The sequence below is a fragment of the Leptospira sp. B5-022 genome, assembly GCF_000347035.1.
Lineage (GTDB): Bacteria > Spirochaetota > Leptospiria > Leptospirales > Leptospiraceae > Leptospira_B > Leptospira_B cinconiae.
This window is the reverse complement of sequence record NZ_ANIJ01000013.1, coordinates 1-3,037: the sequence shown is the minus strand read 5'-3', so window position 1 is coordinate 3,037 and position 3,037 is coordinate 1. Positions and strand designations below refer to the sequence as shown.

Sequence of the window (3,037 nt, the reverse complement as noted above, 5' to 3'; positions counted from 1 at the left end):
ATCATAATACCTTGCATTATAAAAATAGAAATTCGTCTCTCTGTCCAACTCCTGAGAGTTATATTTCGGAGCAAAGTCCAGAGTTCCTCTCTGGACAAGAGTCTCTCCATAAGGCTCATACTGCATCCTTGAGAGAGTATGAGCTCCTTCATCCAATACATGAGCTACTGAATCTACTTGGTCTGTTAAGAAATACGCAGTGACTCCATCTTCATTCAGAGCAGCGATCCGGACTCCGTTTAGATAAACGTTGTTGATCGAACTTAAGATATTTGTTTCTTCCGAGTATTCGAGTCCGTAGAATTTACTTGGATATAGGATCTCTTGGTTTTTGAAGGAAGCTCCACTTGGTACTAATGCTTTCTTACGAACCCTAAATCCACCTTCATCATACCAGTAATTTCCAATCGTTGTGCTCAGTGCATCTTGGACCTGGGTAATCCTGTTTTGAGAATCTACTGTGATTGTTTTAGTGAGATCTTTGAAGTTATCTCTCTGGTAGGTCATGTTCCCGGAGGAATCGTAACTCATGACCAGACGATTGTTTCCACTTTGTGTGGAATCTATATGTGTGACTTGGTGGTTGGAATATTGGTAATTCCACTCGTCTACGAGTGTGTTATCGTTAAAGTTATGATTTCGTTTTGCGGTTAAGTTTCCATTCTTCGCGTAGGCAAAACTTTGGCGGAATGTTTTTGTATAATTGTCCGCCGTCTCTTGGTATTGTCCGTCAGCTGCTGTGAGTCTGTTTAAGCCATCGTAGCTATAGTTATACGCGGTTCTATATTCTGAGGATGTGTTTGTGATCCCTGTAATATTGTTTCTGCTATTGAATGCGTAGACTGCATCTTGCAGTATTTTTGTGGTTCCGTCCACATCTCCGACTGAGTTGATCCGAACGAGTCTTTGTTTTATATCGTAGGTGTAGTTGGTTTGGACTCCGTTGCCGAGACCAAATCCTGCTGTTTGTCCGAATTCGTTGTAGGTGATATTTTCTACGATGGTTTTATTACAAAATCCTGGAATGATGCCGTTTGTATTGACTTGGACGGAAATCCCTGTGATATACCCTGCGGTTCCATAGGCATAACATGCTTTCATCCTGGTATGGCTGACCGGATGTTCCGGATAATCGATGGAAGTCACACGACCTAGTAAATCGTATTTATATTCCGTAATATACGGTCCGTCTGCCAGTTCGATCGTTAGGTTTTTGATATTTCGGGTTTCTTTTTTGGCGCGGCCGAGTTTGTCGTAGCTGAATGTTTTGATCTGAACGTTATCTTCTACTCGTACTAATTTTCCGAGTGCATTCTCTGCTCCGGATCCACTATCGTAATCGAAGTATACGGTTCCATCCGGTGTGTCTTTGGTAAGCATTCTTCCGAGAGAATCGTATGTAAAACTTGTAGTAATGCCGCGAGCATCTATGCTTTGGGTGGTATCTCCGAATGCGTTATAAGAAGCGGTGCTTACCCCGAAATCCGGATCGCTATTTTTTTTCAATCTTCCGAATGCATCATACAACCAATAGGCTTGGTTTTTGCCGGAAGTATCTTTTGCATTGATCCCACTTGTATCACAAGACAAAGCACCACCGTCATTCAGGTCCGACTTTTTGATCATCTTTCCTGCAAGATCAAAGCAGAAACCGATCTTTGCATTGGTCCCATCAGAACCAAAGTCTTCTATATATAAGACCTGACCTCTTCCGTCTTTTACGGTCCGTTTGCTTGTTCCACCGCTATGTGTTTCTACAGTTTCAAAAGGATCGTTATAAGTTACGGTTAACGTAGTTGCTTCCGTTTCTCCGGCCGCAACGGGTAGGATCGTTTTCCTGGCTCTTCCGATGGCATCGTATTCGATATAACTTGGGTTTCTTTCTTGGGCATGTAACACGAAAGTATCGATCTCGCCTGCGTCTGCCCAATCCGGTTGTCCGGAGCGAATGACTTGGCCGTTTCCGTTATACGTGATCTTTCCGGATCTTACGAATTGTCCATTCGATCCTGTTTTGACGGTATGGACCACTCTTCCCATTCCGTCTTTGTAACTGCGATGTACAAAACTTGGATCTGCTCCACCGGTGGGGAAGGTTGTTTTTGCGCTGAACGGAAAACTGGAACCGTATTCATACACTGCAAGGACCTTGATCCCGGTATCCGTATCCGCACTGGATTCTACAAGTCTTCCGAAATCATCATATTCAAAATACGTTTTATTCCCGTTCGGGTCCGTCGAATCATCCGGAGAACCGAATGCTTTTCCATAATTTGTGGTGTATCTGGTCTTGAGTTGGAGAGAACCACCGAAACTGGTTTGTTCTTTTACGAACTGATGCAGTTGATCATCATAAACGTAGGAGGTCCCACGATTGGGACTCGCACTTACGTTCTTTTCTACGGTTTTATTTCCATATGTATCGTATTCATATTCCGTAATGTTGGCAGGAACAGAAGGAAGTCCGCTTCCGGTATAAGTTACCGCATTTCGAGTCAGATTCCCTTGGGAATCGTAAGTAAGATTACTTGTGGTTTCATGAGAAGAACCGGACAAGGAAACAGTTTTCTTAGGTCTTGTCTGGTTCGTCGTAGAATCCGTTTCAAAATCCGTGACTGAAGTAAAACTTTGAGAAGGATGAGCAGAATCCGCATAATGATCCGTACTTACATCTGTCTTCTTAGTTAAATTATATCCGTTAAAGACAACGGAACCTTCGGAAGTAGTGGTCGCTATTCCATTGATAAAATTCTGGGTTTTACTCAATCTCGCAAGATAGCTGATCTTCCCCGCAACGGTTTCTATCTGCTGGATCTCATACGTTTTTTTAGAAGAACCGTAGTCCTTATTATCCGAGCCCAGGATATGCATTTCCTTCTCGGCGCCCGCGAGTGCTCGGTTATGCATAAAATTGGAATAAGGTTGGCTGAAGTAACTATGGATCGTGCGAGAACCGGTGGCATCGGTCATCGTAAATTCAGTAAAACCGAATGCATCCGTTTCCTTTTTGCCGTTAATGAATGCGGAGAAAGAAACC

Annotated in this window: 1 protein-coding gene; it reads right to left on the bottom strand. The window is 43.2% G+C overall.

Annotated features, from left to right (window positions below):
• A partial coding sequence (locus tag LEP1GSC192_RS04520) for an RHS repeat domain-containing protein (protein ID WP_020768748.1) occupies window positions 1-3,037 on the bottom strand: 3,037 nt, incomplete at both ends.